Source organism: Streptomyces sp. M-16 (genome assembly GCF_052114405.1).
Lineage (GTDB): Bacteria > Actinomycetota > Actinomycetes > Streptomycetales > Streptomycetaceae > Streptomyces.
Map to the genome: position 1 here is coordinate 49,036 of NZ_JBFRER010000019.1, position 17,675 is coordinate 66,710.

Genomic DNA, 17,675 nt, shown 5'->3' on the forward strand with positions numbered 1-17,675 from the left:
GCGCCCCGACCCCGGCATGGCAATTGCCGAGGTCGGGGCGCTGTCATCGTAGCCACGGCTGATTCCACCGATGGCCACCCATCGGACGTCGTCGCCTGGAGGTCAGCTGGATCCGGCGGCCATGGAGTCGAAGGTCTCCCGCATCATCCGGTCGATGCCCCCAGGCTGTTCGATCAGGGAATCGAAGAGGTCGGCGAGCAGCCACAACACGAAGCCGTGCACCAGAGCCTCCTCCGGCGGAATCTGCCCGTACCGGTCGCGCCATGCCACGGTGTCCATGCCCATCGCGGCAGCCATGAGAACGCCGGTGACCATCGGCACCTGAGCCGGGTCGGCCATCTCGAAGCTGGGGAGTCGGCGGATCACAGCGGGGATCAGATCGCTGAGCGGATCAAGCCGATCCTCGCCACCGGACTGCTCGGCGATCAGGTACCCGGTCAGCACGCCCACCAGGAAAACCGTGCCCCGGGCCACCTCCTCACGCCCGTACGTGCCCACCGCGGCCCTGACCCGCAGCTGCGCCTCCTGCCGCTCCTTGGCGGAAGTCCGTTTCTCCAGGACCCGGTAGGAGTCCCACGCCGCACGGACCGCCTCATCTGCTACTACGCCTTCACTGGTCATGGAGCGACCGTAGACGAGCCAACGCGCCAGCCTGGATCCCCCCTGGGAAACCGCCGGTCGCGCGGCCGCTGTGGCGTCGGCGAGCGTCGGTCATCCGGCCGCCGCCCTGCGCCCGGCCCGTCAGGAGCGAGCGGCAGTGCCATCGGGCCGCGCGACCCTGACGGCGTAGAAGCCCTCAGAACGGTTCCGCGGTTGACAGGTGCCGTTTCGGGCCTCCGAGCCGTGCGTGGTGAAGCTGTCCTCGGGGGAAGACGGCCTGCTCCGGCGGGTGTTCGGAGCAGGGCCTTCTGTCAGTGCGGTGGATCGACGCCACCAGGCTCCTGGCGCGGTCGATCCGGACCGGCCCCGGTGACGGCCCGGGTGAGGACCTCCACCTGTCCGCGGAGGGTGATGATCTCGGCGCACAGGGCTTCCAGGGCCGCTGAAGCGGGTTGCCCGACAGCCCCCTGCGCCGGCTCACCGGAATCCGTGAGCGGTTCCTTTTCGTCCTCGCCCCCGAAGAAGCCGGCCAGAGAACCGGCCAGGAGGCCCAGAACGGCGAGCCCGGTGATCATGATGGTGAAGCCCGCCCAGCGTCCGGCAAGCGTCTGCGGAGCGATGTCGCCGTAGCCGACCGTGGTGAGTGTCACCACCCCCCACCACAGAGCATCACCGAACGAGGCGAACTCCGTGTTGACGGGCCGCTCGGCACGGTAGGCGACCAGGACCGCGACGAGCACCACGCAGGTGGCGACCACGATCAGCCGTTCCAGCCGCGCCAGAAGCCGTCGCGCTCCCCTGGCAGCCAACAGCAGGCGGGCCGGCCTCGCCAGGCGCAAGACGATGACGAACCGTCCCGCCTGGGCGCCGGGCAGCAGGAACCACGGGGCCGTGGCGATCACGACGAACAGGTCGAAGTTGGCCGAGCGCCGAGCTCGCGTACTTCTCGACGTGGCGTACGCGCATCACGTAGTCCGCCAGGAAGACCAGCCAGGCCGCGACGTTGACGATGACGCTGAGCCACTCTCCGGGCTCGGGCACGACGACGAGCGGCAGGACCGCCGATGCGACCATCGGCAGCCGCATCCGCGCATCGAACCGCTTGAGCCGGTCGCCGTCACCACCTGCCTCCGACCCGCTGAACTCGTTCCGTCCCTCAGGAGCGATGCCCATGCTCAGATCCTGGGCCCCCGCGCCGCATCCGGTCAGGCGACACGCACTACCTCGGCTCAGGGGAGTGAGCGCCGCGGGACGTGCGGGTGCTCTGGCGATGGTTCTGGCGGACATGCTCACCCTCCGGGCGGAGACGGCGCGGCATGGTCTCACCAGGGAATCGGCCCGTCCTCGGCCAGCAAGGCGCCCGTCGGGCCGTCCTCGCCCGCCGTCGCCAGGTCAACTGCGACGGCCGCGCCCTCCTCCGCCGTGCGTATCCCGGTGTGGCGGTTGAGGTCGGTCGCGCAGTAGCCGGGACTCACCGCGTTGACCAGGATCCCTTCGGCGCGCAGTTCATCGGCGTAGAGCACGGTGATCGCGTTCAGCGCGCTCTTCGAGGTGCAGTAGGGGAGGAGGACCGATGAGTAGGCGGACCACGGGCTGCGCGGGTCGGCCAGGTGGGTGAGGGAGCCGAGTTCGCTGGACATGTTGACGATGCGTGCGGCGGCGGAGCGGCGGAGCAGGGGGAGCATGGCGTGGGTCACCGCGATGACGCCGAACACGTTGGTCTCGTAGACCTGCCGGACGGTGGCGGCGGCGGTTTCACTGGGTTTTTGCGGTCCGGCGGCGATCGCGGCGTTGTTGACGAGGATGTCGAGGCGGCCGAACGTGGCGTCGATGTGCTGGGCGGCGGCCTGGACCGAGGTCTCCTCGGTGACGTCCAGCGGTACGAACCGTACGTCGGCGCCGTCGGCGCGAAGCTCCTCGGCCGCCGCCTCGCCACGCTCGGCGTTGCGGGCGCCGATCAGCACGGTGATGCCGAGGGCTGCGAGCCTGCGCGCCGTTTCCTTGCCGATGCCCTTGTTCGCGCCGGTGATCAGAGCAGTCTTCTGCGAAGTCGTCATGGCACACAGCCTCCCCTCACCCACGGGCGGCAGGGAAAGACCAGAAGACTCTGGATCTATAGTCCACAGATATGAGTGAGCTGGAGGTGCGGGAGCTGAGGTACTTCATCGCGGTCGCCGAGGAACTGAACTTCAGCCGGGCCGCACAACGCCTGGGGATGGCGCAGCCCCCGCTGTCGAAGGCGATCGCTCAGATGGAGTCACGGCTCGGGGTACGCCTGCTGGAGCGCACCACCCGGCAGGTGACGCTGACCAACGCGGGTCAGGTGCTGCTCGACCAGGCCCGGATCGCGGTCGACGCGGTGCACGCGGCGGCCCGGCGAGCACGCCGGGCCGGTCAGCCGACACCCCAGCTCGTCGTGGCGGTCAAACCGGGAGGCGACGCCGGGCTGCTGCGGGAGATCCTCGCCGCCTACCGGGGAACGGGTGCGCATCTGCCGCCGCCTGAAGTCGTCGTCGGCGGCAGCGGAGAGCCGATCGCCATGCTGCGGGACGGCCGTGCCGACGTAGCGCTGCTGCGCAGCCCGTTCGACGGTCAAGGGCTGGATTCCCAGACGCTCGTGGTCGAGCCGCGACTGGCCGTTCTCCCCGCCGCGCACCGCCTGGCCGGACGCCGACGACTGCGACTGACCGACCTCAAGGGCGAACCGATCCCGCGCTGGAAAGGGGCCGCCCCCTCCAACACCGCCTACTACACAGGATGCGACGGAGCAGAGGCAGGCGATGGGCACGCAGGCTTGGCGCCGGCCGACACGCCTGAGGGGCCGCTCGTGGCCAGCGTCGAGCAACTCCTGGAGGTGGTCGCGCTGGGCCAGGCGGTGGCGTTCCTGTCACGCTCCACCACCGAGCGGCACCAGCGCCCGGACATCGCATACCGGCCGGTCACCGGCCTCAGCCCCAGCGCGGTCATGGTCGCCTGGCCGGAGACCTCGCGATCCGCAGCCGTCGCCGCCTTCGTCCAAGCCGCCCACGACGTCGCCACCCACCACCCCGACCACATGACCGCACTGGCCTGACCGGCGTACTCAACCCCTGGCCGCGCCATCCACGCGCTTCTTTCCTCGCCCCGACAGCCCGACTGCGAAAGGGCTGGACGCTGCGGGACGCGGACGGCAACCGCTACCGGTTCGACCACGTACGGATCGCCGGCCACGCCCGCAAGGCGTCGCGAACGACCTCGGGAACCCGCAGCTGATCGCGGTGTCCGCTGCGTCGAACCGGTCGAAGGGCGATCAGTCCCGGACCAGTGGAGCCCCCCTCCCAGCGCGCCTATTGGTGCACGTACTCCCGGGCGGGACCCACATCAAGCACGTGTACCAGCTGAACGCCACCGCGGCCGAGCGTGATCAGCTGAACGTCATGCTCGACACCTGCGAGTGAGCCCGGCCCCATGAGGCATGGGTGCCGGCGGACCACGGCAGTGGTTACGGCGGCGCCTCGCCGTTGGGCAGTAAACCCCCTGGAACTCCGGAGTCGTCGAAGGCCACGTCAACCGGACCAAGATGCTCAAGCGCCAGATGTTCGGCCGTGCAGGCTTCGACCCTTTTCAAGCGGTTGTGCCTGGACGTGACCGCGGGCGACGTCCCGCTCTTCGGCGCGGGGCTGGCTGGCTGCGGCGGTCGGCTGATCGTCGTCCGCGCGCACGCTGGGATGGTCCCGCGAGACCGTCGAACCATGAGCGGCTGCCTCTGGAAGGCCGCCTGCTGCTACCCCGCGTGAGGTTTGACTGTGCGTCACTTTGTTAGTCTCGGCGCTCTTTGATCATTCTTGCGAGGGGGAGTACCCATGCGCGCGACGAAAGTGACGGTCGCCCTGGGCGCCGTGCTGACGGCCGCATTGCTGGCCGGCTGCAGCAACGCGCCGAGCCCGAACGACACGAGCCGTCCCGGCGGCACGGCGAGCGGGGACGCGAAGGCACCGGCCAAGCTGGCCGTGCCGCCGGCCTACGACGGTGCCAAGGGCTGGGACGAGTCCCTGCCCTGGGTCCCGGAGCACGCGGACCCGCCCGTGGCGGTCCTGCCCGGTGCCGGTGCCGGTGCCGGTGGCGAGGCCGTGGCAGTGCTGACGGTGGGCGAGGCCGGCGGCTTCGCCGTGCGGACCAGGGCCGCCGATACCGGAAAGGTCCTGTGGACCTCGGCGGTCTGGAACCCGCCACTGCCGCTGGAGTACGCGGAGAAGAAGGACATCCCCACCGTGCTCGGCGTCGAGCAGGACGGCCGCAAGTTCGTTGTCGTGTCCGCGCACGGCAAGGTGGGCAAGGACGACCTGCACGCGGGCACCGAGGTGGTCCGCCTCGCCGTGTTCGATGCCGCCGACGGCCAGGCCACCGGCCGCAAGCCGCTGCGGGAGATCGACGTGCCGGTGGAGGTGAAGGCGGACAACGACGGCTGGCGGGTGAGCGCCGACGGCGGCCGGGTCCTGGTCGCCTACGGCGACCACGGCCGCTACCCGAGGTGGGGGACCACCGTCGACCTGATCAGCGGCAAGGTGACACCGTACGGGCTTTCCGCCGGTCTGCTGAAGCAGTGCGAGGGCAAGTCCCTGGAATGCGGCTGGAGCCGGGTGGTCGCAGTGAGCCCGAAGGGCCCGCTGGTCGGCCTCGGTCACGGCTTCGGCGCCCCGGGCGCCTGGTTCAGCGACTCCGTCCTGCCGCAGGGCGCGGCGCCGACGTACTCCTTCGGCTTCTCCGACTCCTGGAACGGCGACGTCTACGGCGTGGCCGGCGGCCGCTTCCTCGCACAATGGCACGGCGCCGAGAAGAACGGTTCGCAGGGGCCGGCCGTGTGGTCCGTGCACGAGGTCGGCTCGGGCGCCCCGCTCGCCCGGATGGAGTGCGCCTACGACGACTTCCCCACCGTCACCTCCCAGGGCAACTCCCGTGCCTACCAGGTCGTCACCTCGCCCTCGGGCCGCTTCCTTGCCGCCGGCCCCGTCGCCTTCGACCTGGAGCGCAAGCAGGGCGTCTGCCTGCAGGGTGACGGCAACCGCAAGACGATCGCGGTGGGTGCCATCGCCGACGACGGCGTCGCCTACGGCACGGTCATCGGCGACAGGTCCGACCAGGTGGCCGCCCTGCTCGACCTGAAGACGGCGACCGGCGACGCCAAGGTGCTCGGCCCCGGGGTCGAGATCCCGCAGCACACCTCCGTGGCCCGCTCGGGCCTCTTCGTCACCCGCGACCAGAACCAGAACGTGCTCGTCGCGCTCCGTCCCCTCCGCTGACCCCGGCCACCGTCGCCCCGGACCCTGCGCCGATCGCGCGCCCGCCGACCCGGACCGCCCCCTCAGTGACGGGCCGGCGGCCCGGGCGACCCTGCACCGGAGTGTGGTTCGCCTCCGTGCGAGAGCTGACGTCCGGAACGGACGTGACCCCTGCCTGGTGGGACGAGTGGTCGTGCGGCGAGCCGGGGCCGGGTGAACCCGCGCCTGCGCGGGGCAGGCGCAGGCGGGCGCCGGGCGCTACGGGGCGGGTTCGTAGATGACGGTGGTGGTGGGGCCGGTACTCGCCAGGCCGAGGAGGGCCCGGCGCTCGTTCTCGTCGACGGCGAGGTCCCACTGAGGGGTTTGCGGAGGCGGGCCTTGTCCGGGCCCGCCCCAGCCACGGGGTCAGCCCCGCCTGACGATGATGCGGTTGTCGTTGAAGTGCTGCCAGTCCACCACGAGGTGGAACCGTTCGTGGTTCTTCAGGTCATCGAGGTTCACCTGCGAGCGGGGGGTGCCGCGTTCGAGCCGGGCCTCGTTCTCCTGGAGCATCTGTCCGAGCGCGTAGCGGACGTCGTCCTCACTGACCTTCGACGCCGCGGCCAGCCTGCCGACAGACGTGAAGACTTCGTCCGGCTGGCCCAGGTCGTCCGTGAGGTGGTTGAGCAGAGCGCTCTCAGCCGGGCCGCGTTCCCAGATGCGACGCGTGTCGGCGATCTCGTCCCGCTCGGCGTCCGTCAGGTCGAGGACCGCCTCGGGGCCGGGGAGGGGGTCCTGCATGGACCACACGCCGTCCTGCACTGTGGCGATGCCGAGCGCGAGCATGGTGTCCGCGAGCTCACGGATGGTCCTCGGGACCTCCACACCGGCATCGCGGAGCAGTCCCTCGCACCTGGCTTGGTGCTCCGCGGCATCTGCGCAGAACTGGTCCTTCTCCTCGTCGGTCTCCAGATAATCCAGTTCGTCGTCGTCCATCCACACGACGGGGGAATCGAGAGTGCCTCCGTGCCGGCCGAAGAAGGCGCCGGGCTCGCCGTTGAAGAGCTGCTGGACGACCTCATCCAGGCTGCCCCGCAGTCCGCGGACCGCAGCCGTGCCGAAGAGCATGCAGAGCACCATCGCCTGGTGCCGGGGCAGGTAGCTCGGCCATCCACTAGGGAACCAGCCGTTGTGCATGGACAGGTAGCCGTCGCCACTGTCCTGACTCGTGTCCTGGTCGACAGACATGGGTCTCCTTATGAAAGCTGCGGGGAAGGCGGGTAGTACGGCGGGAGGTTCTTGATCCGCTCGGCCAGGAGATGGGCGAGCGGGCCATCCTCGTGGTCGTCGAGGTCAATCAGGCCGGCGTCTGCAAGGCGAGCGAGCCCGACACCGAGATCGGCCTCGCTGTTCGCCTCGCCGAAGGCCCCGCGTCGGAGCTGCGTGACGAAGTCGTCGACGCTGACGTCGTCGTCGAGGTCCGGGAGCCACTGGCTGGCTTTCCCGTACAAGCCGAGGTCGTACAGAGACGGGCCGCCCCCGAGGGCTTCGGGCTCGACGATCACGGGCTGCGTGCCTGGGCTGCGTCTCTTCAACATGCGGACATCCTGGCGGTTGCAAAGGCACTCGAGGGCGAGATCCGGGCGAATCCCACCCTCAGGTGCCGAACGGGCCCTCGGCCTGAAGGAGGCAAGAGGCGAGCTTCGGATTCCGAGCGGCCGAATCTGCGTGCAGCCCGGCGTCCGCCGCAGCGGCCTCGCTGCGGCGCCCTCGTCCAAGTCGGCGCGCTCCTCTGCCGCAGCACGGTCGCGAGCACCCCGCTCGGCAGCCTGGGTGTCGGCGTCGGCCACGGCATGCCCGAGCTCCGCTGCGAGACAGTCGCCTGTCGATGGCCGCCCGATTCCTTCGGGAGTTGCACGGGTCGGTCACGGCGCTGACGTGCTGTGTGACCGATGGCAGGAGATGGATCGGTCACACGCGGCCCGCCGACCGGTCACGGGCCCGGAAAAGCAATCCTCACGGCACGAAGGGCTTGCCCGGCGCCCGCCCGCGGGGCGGGACGCTTCTCCATGCCGCCGCGCCACCGTCTGGGAGGTGGCGGCTCCGAGCCAGCCGGCACCACCTCGTCGCCCAAGGTCGTCCCCGGCCTTTTCTGCAGACGCACCCGTACGCGACCGCGCTGCTGTCGGCCCTCAGCACCTTCCAGGGCACCCCCAACGACGCCGCCGATGCCGCGAGTGCCCGCCCGGACCGCTCCCGTGTCCTCTACGAAGGCAACCACCGGTTCGTGCTTCTGGCCGAAGAGGCCGTCCTGCGCTACCGCGGCGGTGGGAGCGACGGGACGGACCAGCCGTACCGACGTGCTATTTTTGTGAGCGATCGTTCAACTACGGGGGTGTCGGATGGGCCGCAAGCAGCTCTGGGATCAGGCGGACGTACTGGCCCGCGCCATGCGACTGTTCCGCAGCCGCGGCTACCTGGGGGCCTCGGTGCGGGACATCGAGGAGGCGACCGGGCTGCATCCGGGCAGCCTGTACCGGGTCTTTGAGAGCAAGGAGGGCCTGTTCTGCGCCGCACTGGACGCCTACAACGACCAGGTGGTGCAGGGCCGCGTCCGGGTTCATCTCCTGGAACCGCCGGACCCTGTGGCGGGCATCCGGTCGTTCTTCACCTCGACGTTCGAGACCGGCCCCGATCCCGATCCGGGATGTCTCCTCACCAACACCGCGGTGGAGTCCTTCACCGTTCCGCAGGCCGCCGCGGGAGTGCACCGAGGGCTGGAGACGATCGAGTCCGGCTTCGCCGATGCGCTGACGCGCGCCCGCGCTCTTGGCCTGCTGTCGGCGGATCTGGACGTCGAGGTGTCGGCAGCCCGGCTGCTGGCGCTCTACCAGGGCCTACTGGTGCTGGTCCGGGCCGGCGCCCCCGTCACGAAACTGCACACCATCACCGATGGCGCAATGGCGTCGATCGGCTCCGACAGAGAAGGACAGCGATGAGCGACTCACAGCAGATCTGGACGAACTACGCCGCGTGCTGGTCGGCCGACCCCGGCGAGCGGCTTGCCGCACTCGGCGCGGTCGCGGTCGAAGGCGTCGCCTATCGGGACCCGGGCACGGAGGTGGGCGGGCTGACCGAGCTGGCCGCCTACATGGCCGGATTCGCCGGAGCCTTCCCCGGTCACCGGTTCCGTATCGACCAGGTGGTCGAGCACCACGACCGGTCGCTCGCACGGTGGACCCAGCTCGGCGAGCAGGACGAACCCGTCATGGAGGGCGTGAGCACCGCCCTCCACCGCGACGGCCGGCTCGCTGACATCACCGGGTTCTTCCTCCCCGCGTAAGCGGATCCCACAGCCTCGCCGAGCCCGTCGCCGACCGGCTGGCGCCGCTCGGCGAGGTCACCGTGCACCGCCACTTCGGTGGCCGGGCACTGCGCAGCCATGGCATCCAGTTCGCGATGTCGTGGTGCACACCTATTGCAGTGCCTCGCTCGGCGTCCCGGATGATCTGGTCCGCCGGGGTCACTCGTAGATCTTGGCTGCCGAGAGCTGCAGGGCTACTGATCGCCAGGTGACCGGTTCGAGTTGCGCATGAAGCGGAGAGTTGGCGCCCACCCAGGCAGCCCAGGCGCCGAGCCAGTCATAGGGGGTGCTGTGGGCCCAGCCACCTCCGTGGCCGGCCCGTTCGCCGCGGCTGATCTGCGCTCGGCGCTCGCGTTGGTCTCGGGCGAAGTCGGTGGCCAGGGTCGCCGCATACATCCGCAGATCGCGTACGGTGTCGACCTCGTTTGGTGCGGTGCCGGCGTCGGCGAGCACACAGTTGAACCCCGGTGGGGTCGTGCGGACGGTGTCGAGTTGGTAGGCCAGCCCCTGCCAGCCGGGCCGGCCGGGGGCCTGTTCGTGCAGCAGGTCGGTGCCGTCGATCCTGCTTCCCAGCAGGCGGACCCATCCCCACAGGAAGTTGTTGATGCTTCCGTGGGTCCAGTGCTCAGCTGTAGGTGAGTACGGATCCGGGTCGCTGCATGCCTGCTCGCAGTCGGCGGCCAGCCTGCGAAGGTAGGCGGCGAAGTCCTGTCGGGACTCCACCTGCTGCCAGGAATCGATGTTTCGGGCTGCGGACACAGCGACAGAATATGAGCCCCGCTGGCCTGCATCGACCAGATGGTTTCGGTCCCGACCGGCTTCTCGGCGAGCCCCTGACTCCAGGGTTCACGTGGACTCGTCGGGCACACTTCAAGCTCAGCACACGCCTCCGGCCGGTGCATCTCATCGATTCCATACCGACGCCGGTCCGGACGAACGATCTGAACCCTTACCGGGAATCAGGCCGCGACGAGTTCCTGCTCGCGGTCCGGCATCTTGACCTTGGGCTTCTTGTTCGGCAGCGAGAGCCGGAAGACCTTGTGCCACGCGGAGAACACCTGCTTGGGCAGCGGCCCGGTGACGTACTCCAGCTCGTACTTCTCGAACAACGCGCGCACCTTCACCGCGACCTCGGCGTACCGGTTGCTCGGCAGGTCAGGGAACAGGTGGTGCTCGATCTGGTGCGACAGGTTGCCGGTCATGAAGTGCATGGCCTTGCTGCCGCTGATGTTCGCCGAGCCCATCATCTGGCGCAGGTACCACTGGCCGCGCGTTTCGCCCTTGATCGACCGGCGCTCGAAGACCTGCACGCCCTCGGGGAAGTGCCCGCACATGATCACCGAGTGGGTCCAGAGGTTGCGGACCAGGTTCGCGGTGAACGTGGCCGCCAGCGTGGTGAGGAACGACGGGCCCGACAGCAGCGGGTGGATCACGTAGTCCTTGAGCACCTGCTTGCGGATCTTGCGGCCCACGGCCCTGGCCCGCGCGCGGAACTCCGGGGTCTTGCGGCGGCGCTTGTTCAGGTTCTTGCCGAGTTCCAGGTCGTACGCTGCGATGCCGTATTCGAAGAAGCAGGCGTTGATGAAGTTCCACAGCGGCTGGCCGAGGTGGAACGGGTGCCACTTCTGGTCCTCGTCGACGCGCATGATGCCGTAGCCGAGGTCGTTGTCCTTGCCGATCACGTTGGTGTACGTGTGGTGCAGCTCGTTGTGCGAGTGCTTCCACTGCTCGGCCGGCGAGACGTGATCCCAGTCCCAGGTGGTGGAGTGGATCTTCGGGTCCCGCATCCAGTCCCACTGGCCGTGCAGGATGTTGTGGCCGATCTCCATGTTGTCCATGATCTTCGCCACGGACAGACCGGCGGTGCCGATCAGCCACGCGGGCGGGAAGATCGAGAACAGCAGCACGCCCCTGCTGACCAGCTCGAGCTTGCGCTGCGCCGCGATGACCTTGCGGATGTAGGCGGCGTCCTTCTCGCCACGGCTGGCGATCACCTCGTCGCGGATCGCGTCCAGCTCGCGGCCGAGCTCCTCGATCTGCTCCGCGGTCAGGTGGGCGGTGGGGTCGATGGCGGTCAAGGTGCTCCTACCGTTCGATGTCGCAGGGGCCCGCCGCGGCGGACACGCAGGTCTGGATGAGGACGCCCGGCTCGGCTTCGGTGATCTCACCGGTGCGCAGGTCGCGGACGGCGCCCGTCTTGAGCGGCGTGACGCAGCCGAAGCAGATGCCCATGCGGCACCCGGACGGCATGAGTACGCCGGCCTCCTCGCCGACGTCCAGCAGCGGCGTGGCGCCGTCCGCGTCGACGGTCTTGCCGGTGGTGCTGAACGTGACCTCGCCGCCGTCGCCTGCGACGACGATGGAGGGGCGGAAGCGTTCGGTGTGCAGGCGCTCTCGGACGCCGCGCTCGGTCCACTGATCTTCGGCGGCGTCGAGCAGGCCCGCGGGCCCGCAAGCCCACGTCTCGCGCTCGGCCCAGTCGGGCACGAGTTCGTCGAGACGGGCGATGTCGAGGATGCCGTCCGTGTCGGTGTGCAGCTCGGTGAGACGCAGCTTCTTGTCCGCGACCAGGTCGTGCAGATCATTGCGGAAGATGACGTCCTGCGGCTGTGGCGCGGAGTGGACCATGACGACGTCGTCGAGCTCGGTCTCGCGCAGCATGCCCATCACCGGCGTGATGCCGCTGCCGGCCGTCAGGTAGAGCACCTTGGAGGGCCTGGCATCCGGCAGCACGAAGTCACCGGTCGCCTGGTCGAGCTGGATCAGCGTGCCCGGTTTCGCCCTGCGGACCAGGTGATTGCTGACCTTGCCGTCCGGGATCGCCTTCACGGTGATCGTGATGCGGCCGTCCTGGCGGTTTGTCGGCGAGGTGACCGAGTAGGCACGCCACAGGCGCACCCCGTCGACGTCGACCCCGATCCGCACGTACTGACCGGCTGTGTGACCGCGCCAGCCCCGTCCCGGCCTGATCACGAGGGTCGCGGCGTCACCCGTCTCGGGGTGCACGGCCTCGATGCGCCCCCGCAGGTCAGCGCCCGCACGCAGCGGGCTGACCAGGTCGAGGTAGTCCGACGGCAGCAGTGGCGTCGTGACCATCTCCAGCAGTTTCCACGCCCTACTGCGGAGGGCTGCACTCGTCATGACCCCAGCTTGATGCGCCTCAGGGCGTAAAGTCCTGTCCGCAGGACGTGAAAATGATCGGCTGGATTGTCCGCAGGGAACAAAACATGAGCCATGCAGTCCGGAGGGCCACCGAACTGGCCCTGGATGAGACGACGGTCACCGTACTTCGGGCCGCGCTGAAGACCACCGCCGACGAGATCGTCCAGGCGATCATCGACGAGGTCCCTCCATACGCCAACGCCCTGTCGGGCCGCATGGGCGGCACCATCCGCCGAGCCGTCCGCACCGCACTGGGGCACTACCTGAACCTCGCGAGCGGCAACGCCACGGGCGGCGATGCCGGTGACGCTGCCTACGAGCTGGGCCGCGGCGAGGTGCGGGACGGCCGTTCGATGGACGCCCTCCTCAGTGCCTACCGCGTCGGCGCCCGCGTGGCCTGGCGATGCCTGGCCGCGGGCGCCGTACCCGCAGGTCTGCCCGCCGCCGAGGTCGCCAAGTTCGCCGAGCTGACCTTCGCCTACATCGACGAGCTCTCCGCCGCGAGCGCCGCGGGCCACGCCGACGAACTGGCCGCCCAGGGCCGGGCTCATGAGCGCCACCTGGAACAACTGGTCCGCGACCTCCTCGCCGACGCGAGCCCGGACGTGCTGCGGGCCTCTGTCCAACGGGCCGGGTGGCAGCCTCCGGTTTCACTGACCGCGGTCCTGCTGCCCGCCGCCCAGGCCCGGCCCGCCTACCGCGCGCTCGACCCGAGCACCCTCGTCCTCGACGATCTGCCGGACGCCCTCGGCGTGCTGCTCGTCCCCGATGCCGACCGGTCACACCTCTTGAGGCAGCTGACCGACCGCACCGCCGTGGTCGGCCCGGCCCGGCCATGGACTCGTGCGTCCGCCTCGTACGCACGAGCCGTCCGCGCGCGCTCCCTCTCCTCTGATGTTCGCGACACCGAGGACCACCTGCCCGAGCTGGTGCTGAGCGCCGACATGGAGGCGTTCGCAGACCTGCGTGCCCGAGCCCTCGCACCGCTGCAGATTTTGCCTGCCGCGACCGCGATGCGGCTGGAGGAGACGTTGCGGGCGTGGCTCCTGCACCATGGCAGGCGGAACGAGGTGGCGGCGGCGTTGTTCGTCCATCCCCAGACCGTCCGGTACCGGATGTCGCAGCTGCGGGAGCTGTTTCCGGATCTCGAGTCGCCGCACCGGGTCCTTGAACTGACGCTCGCGGTCGGTCTCCGGGTCAGCTGACGCCTTCTTCGACCGTCCACGACCGCGTCCGCGAGCAGGGCGGTGGCAGCTTCGGGGATTGCTGATGAGGATCTGCCAAAGCGAAAGCGAAAGCGAAAACGGCCAGGCCCGCTCTCGATTCCCCACTTGGTTGCGCGTGCCGCGAAGGCCGGAGTCGCCCGTCCCCGTAGGGTCCGGCGGCACGTCGCCCCCGGTGAGGGGCGGTCCCGCTCCACCCGGAGGCGGTCGCGTTCACAGGCCACTACGACCTAGACATCGATGTCAGGAGATCCCCGAGGACCGGCTGGCGCGCGTCTACTCCTCCGTGTCCACCACATCGCACGGCAGCATGACCGTGCGCACGGGTGGACGTCACGTCGCCGAGGTGACCGGCCGCGCGGCGAGGCCGGAGCACCCCCAGGCACGACGCCGGGCGTACCGCCACCACCAGCGTCCTCGCAGTAGTGCGCAGCCTGGCACCCGAGGGGTGGGGGCGAGGACGACGACCGCAAGGGCCAACCGGCGACGACTGTGAAAACCACTGTTCGATCCCCGGAGCACGGTGATAGACATTCGGCGTGGAAAAGAATCTTGAGTTCCCTGACCTGCTGCGACTGATCGATGAACGGTCGACCGCCTTCCGCACCGCGATCGCCGCCGCGCCCAGTCTCGACGCACCGGTGCCGACCTGCCCCGGGTGGACGCTGTCCGATCTGGTGAAGCACCTGGGTGGGGGAGACCGTTTCTGGGCCGCCATCGTCGGCGCGGGGCCTGCCGACGGTCCCCCGGCCGAAGCCGCCGCCGCGCGCGCCGCTCTGGAAGTGCCGCAGGAGCGTGAGGCCCTGCTGGCCTGGCTGGCCGCGTCGACGCAGCTTCTGCTGAACGCCCTGCGCGAGGCGGGCCCGGACGCCGGCTGCTGGGCGTGGTGGAGTGGCCTGCAGACGCCGCGGACCTCTGGCGGAGTCGCCCGGCACCGGGTCCAGGAGAGCGCGGTGCACACCTACGACGCACGGCTCGCCGCGGGCGCCCCGCAGCCGCTGCCGGCCGAGGTCGCCCTCGACGGTGTCGAGGAGTTCCTGTTCACCTGCGTCGCGTCGCCCAGCGCCTGGCCGCACAAGCCCGCGGCCTTCGATTTCCACGCCGCCGAGGGCCGCTCCTGGCGCCTCACGGTCGACGGCGACGGCGCACGTTCCACCCGCATCCCCGCGCCCACTGCCGCGACCGGCGAGGACTCGGACGCAGCCGGCGTCTCCATCCATGGCACGGCCAGTGAGTTGGTCATCTACTTGTACGACCGCATCCCGGCCGCATCCTTGCACGTCGAAGGAGACGCCGGGCTGCTCGACCTGCTCCGCGCCTGGGAGCCGGAGGTGTAGGACGTAGCGGGGGCGGTTGGCCGCGCCTAGGCAGTGTCTGATGGCTCTTGCCCGGCTGGTGGATCTACCGCCCTTCGGGGCAAGAGCCCGTCATGGTGCGTGGGCATGAACTGACGAATGCTCAGTGGGAGCGCATAGCCCCGCTGCTGCCGGAAACCGGCGGGCCAGGTGGACGGTGGGCTGACCACCGCACCGTGATCAACGGTGTGCTCTACCGGACACGGACCGGCATTCCCTGACGTGACCTGCCCGAACGCTACGGAACCTGGCAGAGCGTGTACGAGCGTCACCGCCGCTGGTCGGCCGACGGCACCTGGTCGAGGATCCTGCGCGCCTTGCAGGCCGGTGCCGACGACTCGGCGAAGGACGCCGACGGCGCGTGGGCGGTCAACGCCGACTCGACCACCTGCCGGGCCCACCAGCACGCGGCCGGGGCCCGGCACCGCTCTCCCGGCGACCACCCCGAAAAGGGGGCGGCGCACGTGTGGACGAAGATGGGCGTGAGGCCCTGGGACGCTCCCGGGGCGGGCTGACCAGCAAGGTCCACCTGCTGGCCGACGACCGCTGCCGCCCCCTGGTCTGGCTGACCTCGCCCGGCCAGCGCGGAGACAGTCCGATGTTCATCCCGCTCATGCAAGCCCTGAACGTGGCCCGCACCGGGCCCGGGCGCCCCCGGACCCGACCGGACCGCGCCCGCGGCGACAAGGCGTACTCCAGCCGCGCCAACCGCGTCTACCTGCGTAAACGCGGGATCAAAGCGACGATCGCCCAGCCGGACGACCAGCGTGCCAACCGCCGCCGACGCGGCCGGGCCGGCGGCCGCCCGCCAGCCTTCGACCGCGAGCAGTACCGCCAACGCAACACCGTCGAAGGGTGCATCGGCAAACTGAAGCAACACCGGGCCGTCGCGACTCGGTACGACAAACGCGACTACATCTTCCACGGCACCGTGGCCACCGCAGCCATCGTGATCTGGCTCCGAGATCTCGTCAAAGAGCCATCAGACACTGCCTAGATGGGCTTGGCCTGCCGGACCCTCAGCGGGCGGGAGGCCGTCCCTGCCTGCTGAGCGATGATGAGGACTGCATCATCCAGACCGCCGCCACCCGCCCGGCCAAGCTCGGCCAGCCCTTCACCCGCTGGTCGATCCGCAAACGTGCCGCCTACCTGCGGAAAGTACACGGACGCGTGATCCGGATCGGCCGGGAAGCGTAGCGTCACGGTGCCTGCTCCGAAGGACGGCAGCATGTCGTCGTCCTCGTCGATCGCGGTGTACGCAGCCCCCCACTTCGCGAGCAGGTCGGCCGGACCGCGCTGACCGTATTGGCCCAGGGGCGTAAGCCCGTGGGCTGATGTTGCGCGAGAGGGGTACGTGACAGGGTCGCCCTGTGCCCACGGAATGGCCGTTGCGGCACGGTTGACGACAGGGGGAGGGCTCTTGATCACTACGCCGTTCATCAGCCGGAAGAGCATGACGCGCCGCAGCATGCTGGGAGCCGCGCTGGCCGCCGGGACCGCCGTGCCGCTTGCCGCCGGTGGCGGCCGCGCGTGGGCCGCCCCGGCCGCCCCCGCCCCGGTCGCCGCTGATCCGGTTGCGGCGCGGCTCACGCTGCCCGTGCCGACCGGGCCGTATCCGGTCGGCACGGTCCAGCTGCACCTCGTCGACCAGTCGCGTCCGGACGACATCGCGGGCCCAGGGCACTTCCGCGAGCTGATGGCCACCGTCTGGTACCCCGCCCGTGACGTCGCGCGGTACCCGGTGGCGCCCTGGATGCCGGCCGGCGCATTCCAGGCGTTCCTCGCCGACGTCGGGTTCAGCGATCTGGCGCCACTGGGGCCGCTCACCGCCGGCCACGTGGGTGCTCCGGTGCGGCGAACGGACCGACGGCTGCCCGTCGTCGTGTTCTCCCACGGCGCGCACAGCCACCAGGGCGACCACACCGTCATGGTCCAAGAGCTCGCCAGTCACGGATACGCGGCCGTGACGATAGCTCACCAGTACGACACTTACACCGAGTTCCCCGACGGCAGGCTCGCCGTCCCGCTCCGCGACAGGCCGGCACCGACGCTGCCGGGGGACTTCGCCGCCGACCTGCGCTTCGTCCTCGACTGCGTCGAGCAGCTCGCCGCCGGGCGCAATCCTGACGTCGACCACAGGGAGCTGCCGGTCGGGCTGCTCGGCTCCCTCGACCCGCGGCGCATGGGCGCGTTCGGCTGGTCGAAGGGCGGGACGGCCACCGCCTGCGCCACGCTCGCGGACGAGCGCATCCGGGCCGGGCTCAGCCTCGACGGCCCGATGCAGATGAACCCGCCACTGGCCGGCGACTTGGACCGGCCCTTCATGATGATGTCCGCCGCGTTCACCCGGGCCACGACTCCCGAGGCCGCAGCCTTCTGGTCGCACCTGCGCGGATGGCGGCTGAACATCGAGGCCCAGGGCGCCGTCCACATCTCGTACGGCGACAACGAGGCGCTGTTCCCCCAGGTGGCGAAGCTGTACGGGTGGAGCGGACAGCAGCTCCAGGACGTGATCGGCACCCTCGATCCCGACCAGGCGGTGAAGATCCAGCAGGCGTACCCGCTCGCGTTCTTCGACGAGCACCTGCGCCACCATCGGGGGCACCTACTCGATGGGCCGTCCCCTGCCTTCCCGGCAGTGACGTTCCTCCCCTGAGCACCCAGGGGCCGGCACCCGTGGCGAAGCGGATTCTGCACTGGTCGGCAACAAGGATGTCCTGCAGGAGCGAGGTGG

At 70.0% G+C, this 17,675-nt stretch carries 16 protein-coding genes and 1 pseudogene; 8 read left to right on the forward strand and 9 right to left on the reverse strand.

Annotation, left to right across the window (positions count from 1 at the left end; translation table 11 throughout):
- Positions 1 to 102 precede the first annotated feature (102 nt).
- From AB4039_RS11620 to AB4039_RS11630, 3 genes are all read right to left on the reverse strand, one after another.
- Positions 103 to 621, reverse strand: a complete 519-nt coding sequence (locus tag AB4039_RS11620; protein ID WP_266847040.1) for a hypothetical protein — start codon at positions 619 to 621, stop codon at positions 103 to 105.
- A gap of 290 nt (positions 622 to 911) precedes the next feature.
- Positions 912 to 1,511: a potassium channel family protein gene (locus tag AB4039_RS11625; RefSeq protein WP_266847084.1), complete on the reverse strand. Its 600-nt coding sequence runs from the start codon at positions 1,509 to 1,511 to the stop codon at positions 912 to 914.
- Positions 1,512 to 1,922: 411 nt separating this feature from the next.
- Positions 1,923 to 2,657, reverse strand: a complete 735-nt coding sequence (locus tag AB4039_RS11630; protein ID WP_266847039.1) for an SDR family oxidoreductase — start codon at positions 2,655 to 2,657, stop codon at positions 1,923 to 1,925.
- A gap of 71 nt (positions 2,658 to 2,728) precedes the next feature.
- Between AB4039_RS11630 and AB4039_RS11635 the strand changes: the two genes are divergently transcribed.
- The gene (locus AB4039_RS11635) at positions 2,729 to 3,673 is read left to right on the forward strand and encodes a LysR substrate-binding domain-containing protein (protein WP_266847037.1); all 945 of its coding nucleotides are present in this window, start codon (positions 2,729 to 2,731) and stop codon (positions 3,671 to 3,673) included.
- A gap of 769 nt (positions 3,674 to 4,442) precedes the next feature.
- Positions 4,443 to 5,879: a hypothetical protein gene (locus AB4039_RS11640; RefSeq protein WP_442270649.1), complete on the forward strand. Its 1,437-nt coding sequence runs from the start codon at positions 4,443 to 4,445 to the stop codon at positions 5,877 to 5,879.
- 384 nt (positions 5,880 to 6,263) lie between these two features.
- Here the strand turns inward: AB4039_RS11640 and AB4039_RS11645 are convergent, their stop codons facing one another.
- On the reverse strand, positions 6,264 to 7,085 hold the full coding sequence (locus AB4039_RS11645; RefSeq protein ID WP_442270650.1) for a DUF6042 family protein: 822 nt from the start codon (positions 7,083 to 7,085) through the stop codon (positions 6,264 to 6,266).
- Positions 7,086 to 7,093: 8 nt separating this feature from the next.
- A complete protein-coding gene (locus AB4039_RS11650; protein WP_442270651.1) occupies positions 7,094 to 7,435 on the reverse strand; it encodes a hypothetical protein in 342 nt (113 codons plus the stop codon).
- Positions 7,436 to 8,239: 804 nt separating this feature from the next.
- Here AB4039_RS11650 and AB4039_RS11655 point away from each other — a divergent pair.
- On the forward strand, positions 8,240 to 8,836 hold the full coding sequence (locus AB4039_RS11655; RefSeq protein WP_266847033.1) for a TetR/AcrR family transcriptional regulator: 597 nt from the start codon (positions 8,240 to 8,242) through the stop codon (positions 8,834 to 8,836).
- Positions 8,833 to 9,180, forward strand: coding sequence for a nuclear transport factor 2 family protein (locus AB4039_RS11660; protein WP_442270652.1), 348 nt, complete (start codon positions 8,833 to 8,835; stop codon positions 9,178 to 9,180). The genes AB4039_RS11655 and AB4039_RS11660 overlap by 4 nt, the downstream gene beginning before the upstream one ends.
- Positions 9,181 to 9,360: 180 nt before the next feature.
- Here AB4039_RS11660 and AB4039_RS11665 read toward each other — a convergent pair whose 3' ends face one another.
- The 3 genes from AB4039_RS11665 to AB4039_RS11675 all read right to left on the reverse strand — a co-directional run bounded on the left by AB4039_RS11665 (position 9,361) and on the right by AB4039_RS11675 (position 12,342).
- A complete protein-coding gene (locus AB4039_RS11665) occupies positions 9,361 to 9,960 on the reverse strand; it encodes a hypothetical protein (RefSeq protein WP_266847029.1) in 600 nt (199 codons plus the stop codon).
- A gap of 200 nt (positions 9,961 to 10,160) precedes the next feature.
- Entirely contained in the window at positions 10,161 to 11,279 is a 1,119-nt protein-coding gene (locus tag AB4039_RS11670; protein ID WP_266847027.1) for an acyl-CoA desaturase, read from the reverse strand.
- Between the two features lie 7 nt (positions 11,280 to 11,286).
- Positions 11,287 to 12,342, reverse strand: a complete 1,056-nt coding sequence (locus AB4039_RS11675; protein ID WP_266847025.1) for a ferredoxin reductase — start codon at positions 12,340 to 12,342, stop codon at positions 11,287 to 11,289.
- An 86-nt stretch (positions 12,343 to 12,428) separates the two neighbouring features.
- On the opposite strand from AB4039_RS11675, the gene AB4039_RS11680 reads away from it, so the two are divergent.
- The 3 genes and pseudogenes from AB4039_RS11680 (at position 12,429) to AB4039_RS11690 (ending at position 15,938) form a co-directional block, all read left to right on the forward strand.
- Positions 12,429 to 13,568: a PucR family transcriptional regulator gene (locus AB4039_RS11680; RefSeq protein ID WP_266847023.1), complete on the forward strand. Its 1,140-nt coding sequence runs from the start codon at positions 12,429 to 12,431 to the stop codon at positions 13,566 to 13,568.
- A gap of 557 nt (positions 13,569 to 14,125) precedes the next feature.
- On the forward strand, positions 14,126 to 14,923 hold the full coding sequence (locus AB4039_RS11685) for a maleylpyruvate isomerase family mycothiol-dependent enzyme (protein WP_266847022.1): 798 nt from the start codon (positions 14,126 to 14,128) through the stop codon (positions 14,921 to 14,923).
- Positions 14,924 to 15,015: 92 nt separating this feature from the next.
- Positions 15,016 to 15,938, forward strand: a pseudogene (locus AB4039_RS11690) (IS5 family transposase).
- Here AB4039_RS11690 and AB4039_RS11695 read toward each other — a convergent pair.
- Entirely contained in the window at positions 15,935 to 16,396 is a 462-nt protein-coding gene (locus AB4039_RS11695; RefSeq protein WP_442270653.1) for a hypothetical protein, read from the reverse strand. The pseudogene AB4039_RS11690 and the gene AB4039_RS11695 sit on opposite strands and share 4 nt — an antisense overlap.
- On the opposite strand from AB4039_RS11695, the gene AB4039_RS11700 reads away from it, so the two are divergent.
- Positions 16,395 to 17,597, forward strand: a complete 1,203-nt coding sequence (locus AB4039_RS11700; RefSeq protein ID WP_266847020.1) for an alpha/beta hydrolase — start codon at positions 16,395 to 16,397, stop codon at positions 17,595 to 17,597. The two genes, AB4039_RS11695 and AB4039_RS11700, sit on opposite strands and share 2 nt — an antisense overlap.
- The last annotated feature ends 78 nt before the right edge of the window (positions 17,598 to 17,675 follow it).